Annotated in this window: 2 protein-coding genes and 2 pseudogenes; 2 read left to right on the top strand and 2 right to left on the bottom strand. The window is 41.8% G+C overall.

Features of this window, described 5'->3' with window-relative positions:
- A pseudogene (locus tag L1D55_RS26490) lies at positions 1-193 on the top strand (IS5/IS1182 family transposase); the annotation flags it as partial.
- Between the two features lie 177 nt (positions 194-370).
- Positions 371-907: an outer membrane beta-barrel protein gene (locus tag L1D55_RS26485; protein ID WP_239919444.1), complete on the top strand. Its 537-nt coding sequence runs from the start codon at positions 371-373 to the stop codon at positions 905-907.
- 166 nt (positions 908-1,073) lie between these two features.
- Here the strand turns inward: L1D55_RS26485 and L1D55_RS26480 are convergent.
- Positions 1,074-1,697: pseudogene (locus tag L1D55_RS26480) on the bottom strand (IS5 family transposase); the annotation flags it as partial.
- Positions 1,698-2,241: 544 nt separating this feature from the next.
- Positions 2,242-5,172 (bottom strand): beta/gamma crystallin domain-containing protein, encoded by a 2,931-nt coding sequence (locus L1D55_RS26475; protein WP_239919443.1) that lies wholly within the window; start codon positions 5,170-5,172, stop codon positions 2,242-2,244.
- Positions 5,173-5,996: the final 824 nt, after the last annotated feature.

Here is a 5,996-nt window from a genome sequence, read left to right as displayed (position 1 = left end):
GTATTGGAAAGAGCGGTATGGATACCACAAGCGTTCACTCTCAGAAACAGCGATGTATCGAGTTAAACAGTTGCTAGGAGGGAAACTGAGCTTAAGAAATTACAATGCCCAGGTGGGTGAAACTTACGCGATGATAAAAGCGTTGAACAAGCTTACTAGGTTAGGTATGCCTAAAACTTGTCGTATTGACTAAGAAATACGCGAAACGGGTTGGCTCTATATCTAAATTTAATTACGCAACACAGCCTCAATAACCTCACTCCTGATGAGGCCTACTTCGGTAGGCAAAGATACGCAGCATGAGCTGGGTCAATCACTTAAGAAATTAGCTTATGTGTCCAACCATCGGGGTCCACTTCTGGAAATTATTATGAATAAATTTAAATACTTAACACCTTTACTATTATTTTTCCCTGGCTTTAGTCAAGCTTCATTTCTAGTCGGTGCATCCATTGGGGAGCAATATGTAGATTCAAATAATAAACATATTAAGGAAAAAGATAAAATATCCTATTCAGGATCAATAGGATATGAATTTTCAAAATACTTCGCTATTTATGGAGAGCTAGCATCTCTTGGTAGTATCTCTATTCCTAATCAGAATCATTTTGATATTAAAAGCATTGGTGCAGCAGTTTCCCCACAACTACCTTTAGGTAATATTTGGTTCTTTGAGGACAATACTGTTTATGCAAAGCTTGGTTACCATAAGTGGGATATGGACATCAATCAAACAAAACATATTTATGATGAAGACATATATTGGTCTGTCGGTTGGAGATCAAATTTAGTAGGTAGCTTATACTCAGACTTGGAATTTTCCGAGTATAAAATAGAAAAAAAAGATTATACATATCTTGATTTAAGCATACGGGAGCTGTCTTTTGGACTCACCTATAAATTCTAACAATTTGCCGATAACACTAGGGAAGATGCGAATAAGTCCTGCAATTTAGGTCTTGATCGAGCCTTTACTTTACCAGCTTAAATTTTAAACGCTAAATTTCGAATTTAGGCCAATTAATGGGCGTTTTAGACCGGGTTTTGGCCCTATTCCGGGCTATTCCCGGACTTCAGACAGATCTTGGCTGTCGTCGCAACATCTGGTCTACTTTAAACAGGTTTGCCAACGTGAATAACATGGCTAACTGTGAGTCATTTTTCATCAATCCCTTATAACGCGTTTTGATGAACCCGAACTGACATTTGATAATGCGAAACGGGTGTTCCACTTTTGCACGGATACTGGCTTTCAGGTATTCAATCCTGATGGCAGTTTTGTTCTTACGGGGATGCTTTTTCAATGCGCGAACTTTGCTGGGGCGCTCGGCAATCAGCCATTCCACATTCGTATCTTTCAGTTCTTCCCGTTTCTGTGCGCCTTGATAACCGGCATCGCCGGAAACGAATTCCTCTTCAACGTGCAGTAAATTATTCAATTGGTTCAGGTCATGTTCGTTGGCGGCAGTGGTGACTAGCGTATGGGTGAGACCGCTGTTGGCATCCACGCCAATATGGGCTTTAATGCCGAAGTACCATTCGTTGCCTTTCTTGGTCTGGTGCATATCTGGGTCACGCTCATTGTTTTTATTCTTAGTGGAGCTCGGTGCTTCGATTATGGTGGCATCGACCAAGGTTCCCTGCGTCATCATCACGCCGCAGTCCGAAAGCCATTGGTTAACGGTTTTGAATAATTTACGCTTAGTGCTGAGACAAAATGGCGTCGTCTACGAGGTTTTAAACTCCTGGGTGATGTCGTGAAAGATGTTCGCTTCATCGATGGGGTGAAAGAAATGGAGACTCATCAACAGGCCACTGCATGATCTCCATACACCACATTTGACAATAGCTCTTTTCAGCTCTACGCTTCTCAATGTAGAACCTGTCCTCGGATGTTAGATGTTCAGCCATCTCTCTCACTATAATCAAAACTATGAATAAACATGCTGAGAGCAGTATAAATCACTCAGCTCTCATAGGGTGATCAAGTGTTGCATTTCATCTGGAGGACGGGGTTGATCTTGCGATAAGAACCAGGATAACAGTGAGGACTTCCATTGTTAGGTTAATGGGCTCAAGCGAGTTATAGGGCGGGCCATTGTTTCCGATAATGGGGTAAACGACGACCATTTTTCATGAAAACGGCCCTATAGAGTATAAGGCCGATGATAAATAATGAGAGACTTATCAAATCCTGACCAGCCAAAGCTCTCTCATTACCCCTAACTAAGACGATTCAAATTAATTGACTCCTAACCGGCCTAAACAAGTAAGAAAATCAGCAACACGGCCTAAAGCACTTCCACTTGTTGAGCCAAACAGGTCGCAACTCGATGTTGTTTCTACAGCCTCACTGCTGCCACCTCCTAGTGACGAGCCACCAAAATAGTCAAACTCAGAACGGCCGTCTGTCAGCTCGCGGGGTTCTGTTCTTGAAAATCTATCGAAGATATCCCTTTCAATAAGGCCATCATATGAATCTTCGTATTCAGTAGTTTTGGAAGTAGGGCTAAATTCATGAAGAAATACCCTACCTAAATCATAACGAAGGGAGCCATCAAAACCTGGTGATGCAGCTGCCATTATTGAATTAACGCCAGCAGAAGTAGATGAGTTAACAGCCATAACCGTTGTTCCATATGCATCAGCTGCCCTTACCTGCGGAGCTTTAATATAGCTCTTAAAAACGACACTAGAAGGCGGTGTACTATAAAGGTACAAGGCTCCAGAGTCGGTGGCATTATTATTTGTTGCTCCTGGAAGTATGCTACCTATTCCACAAGCAGGATTTCCGCCTAGTGTAAACTCAGGATTTACCCCAGTACCGTTTACACCTGTGCCGCAGTTATCCTCACCAGGTGCACCGACCATAAGTAAATCTGCCCCAGTGACCCAAATGGATGAGCCAAATGAATCTCCCGCATCAGGGTTGCTAGCCTTCACATACGATACAAGATAACCGTTATCTGATCGTTCAGATTGTGCTAATGCATGGAAGTAATAGACCGCTCCGGAATCTTGTAGTTCGTTATTTGTCCAAGGCGTTGCAGAACTAGAGTTAATTGAACACGATACCGCAGTATTCGGATTCGATGTTGATCCCCCTACACTTGCACCACAACCATCTTCTCCAGGCGCACTAATGGCGATATAGTTATTGTCATTTGTGAAAGAAAGCGATGTTCCAAAATTGTCTTCTGGATCGGGAGAAGGAGATTTTAAGGTTCTGTAATGAGTCCACTGTCCGTTAACGAGGCGATACTGGTATACAGCTCCCGAATTAATTGCGGCATGATTTAGCACCCCCACTTCACTCGCTGAGCATCTATAGCTTCCATCAATACCTGTGCTTAAATTTCTGGACGCACCGTTTTCACCAGCTCCGCAACTATTTTCACCTGGTGCTCCTACTAATAATTGCTGGCCATCAGAGGACAAACCTAAAGCGGAGCCAAACATATCGTCCTCAAATGGATCCGGTGCTTTGATGTAAGCCTCTAATTCATACCACCCGTTACTATTTCGTTTATATACATATGCAGCTCCGGAATTACGTGCCTCATAGTTGAGTTCTCCGTACGTACCAGTACAAGCCGGGTTTCCGCCCAATCTGCTTTCAGGGTTATTGGCTGTCCCCCCAACACCGCCACCGCAATTGCTTTCACCGGGGGCTCCCACTACGATTCGTTCTCCATCTGCGCTAATATGAACTTCAGATCCAAATCGGCTATAAGGAGTAGCCACTGGAGCCTTTAAAACCTGATGAAATTTTAATGCCGGGTTTTCGTCTTGTTCACCTGATCTAATGTATTGAGCGTTATCCCAATCACCATGACCTGTATAAACATATACCGTTCCTGAATTTTCATATTGATTGTTATTGAATTTGTTCCCCGTATTACAATTGCCATGTAAAGCAACAGTCGCTGAGTTGGCGGGAACGATGTCGTTATCAGTCATCCTGTAGCAGTTGTCTTCTCCCGGAGCACCAACAACAAGTACTCTATTATTTCCGGAAAGAATGACTGCGGTGCCGAAATTATCCCAAGAGTCTTGGTCATAAGGGGGTTTTATCAGTATTTTATTTTCTCCGAAGCGATTTCTCCAATATAGATGAGCTGCTCCAGAATCGTTGAGAGAGTCATTTTGCAATCTATCACGTGAAGTAGAACCGCTGCTACCAGAGCATGCACCGCTGGCTCCAATTCCCGTACGACAACTGTCTTCATTTGGGATGCCTACGGCAATAGGATCGATAGGCGCATAGGTACCTTCAACTTTGAACGAAGATATTGCGTCATTATAGCTTCCTAAGCCTGTATAATTTGTTCTTGCAATGAAGTTACTCCCACTAAATCCAGTATCTTTGTAGAATTTAACCTGCGCCCCTTGGCTTACAACTACAGAGCTAAATTTGTTGTTTAAATGACTATCAACGATCGAGAGATCTATCTCTTGTCCGACTTGATAGCACTTAGATGAACCAAAATAGTATGAATCAGTATAGAAACAAGCTTGAGGTGCGAGTTTTTCTACTTTAAACGAACTAATCTGATTCAGATAATGTAAATTATTGGGTGTGTTTCTTGACTCCAAAAAGCCCTTCGCACCTGACTCATTATAACTTTTGTTATAGGTGGTAACTTGAAGGTTATTTCCCAAACGGACAGAGTTGAAAGTATCATTCAGTCGTGATTTTTTTATATCTCCAGAGTCACCAACGCCCCATAAAACAATTTCAGCACCTTCATCATAGCACCGCTCTTCACCTCGATAATCATCTAGGTCGTAAAAACATACTTGTTCTTCAGGAACATATCTTTCAACTTCAAATGAGCTGATTTCATTGTCAAAAATCCCCAGATCCGAGATATCTTCTTTTGTAACTCGCTCATCACCACTGTGATTACTATGTATATGATCAAAGTTGGAATTTTTGTAGTAACGAAGTAAGAGGCCTTTAGGTACGCGTACAGAACTAAATTGATCATTATTACTCTTGCCTTGGAGGTCAATTTTCGCACCGATATCATAACAACTCTCATCGCCGCCGTAGTTGGTCTCTGTATATAAGCACACTTTGGGACCACTCGGAACTTTAGCTTCCTCAGCGATAACGAAGGTAGGAATAAATAATATTAAAGGTGAAATAAATAGTTTGTTTATATTCATTGTAGTTTCCTTTATTTTGTTGATAAGTACATATATTAATTAAGCAACTGTTCTCCTTTTTGTTATGGATTACCATCCATCCACATAAATGGATTGGAGTTTTAAATACTTGCCCTATCTGTGTGTTAGTTTTGGAACAAACTAGTTCTCCAACGGATACAGCTCTCCCCTAATAGGGGGGAGCTGCATCATTAGAAAAGAGATAAAATACTTAATAGATTGTAGAGCGTCAATTAGCTTGACCGATCCAGCGTCAATTAGCTTGGCCGGTTGAGGTCCTGTTTTATTTCTTCTGTGGATACAGAAAACCACGGGTTTACCCGTGGATGAATGCCTTTGGAGACGGTACGATGGATAAATGCAATATTACACCTCATCCCATAGTGTCTACTATTGTACACGAGTAATAAAGTCGCATACTCACAGGTATCTAACTTATTGATTTTGTATTGATGAACAACGCCTCAGAAAAATAAAGTATCATACTGAAATGAGCACCACGACTAAAATGGAGCTGAAACTGAGTAATAAAGTTTCATACTGTTAGAGGTGATGTTTGGGTAATTCCTGTCTCATTTATGCCCCAAAGTGTGCCAGGAACTCCGATGGCTTACCTTGTCGTCTAACCCACTTCGTAATACCCAATAAATAGCGTTCTTCCAAACAGTATCAAAAGAACACCTAAGTTGAGTAATGCAACCGCCTCAAAGGTATCGGCGGTTGTATTTGGATGATGGGGGGAAGTTAAAGTGAATCGCCACTTTTCGTTGATTCAATCAATATTGATGTCAACCTGTCTAAGCCTCCCACTAATGTATTGCGCT

This window comes from Vibrio sp. Isolate22 (assembly GCF_022398115.1).
Lineage (GTDB): Bacteria > Pseudomonadota > Gammaproteobacteria > Enterobacterales > Vibrionaceae > Vibrio.
This window is presented reverse-complemented; position numbering and strand designations above follow the sequence as displayed.

Bases quoted from the DNA above. Each gene is read 5' to 3' on its own strand.
- L1D55_RS26475 (WP_239919443.1), bottom strand. From the start codon at position 5,172: ATGAATATAAACAAACTATTTATTTCACCTTTAATATTATTTATTCCT.
- L1D55_RS26485 (WP_239919444.1), top strand. From the start codon at position 371: ATGAATAAATTTAAATACTTAACACCTTTACTATTATTTTTCCCTGGC.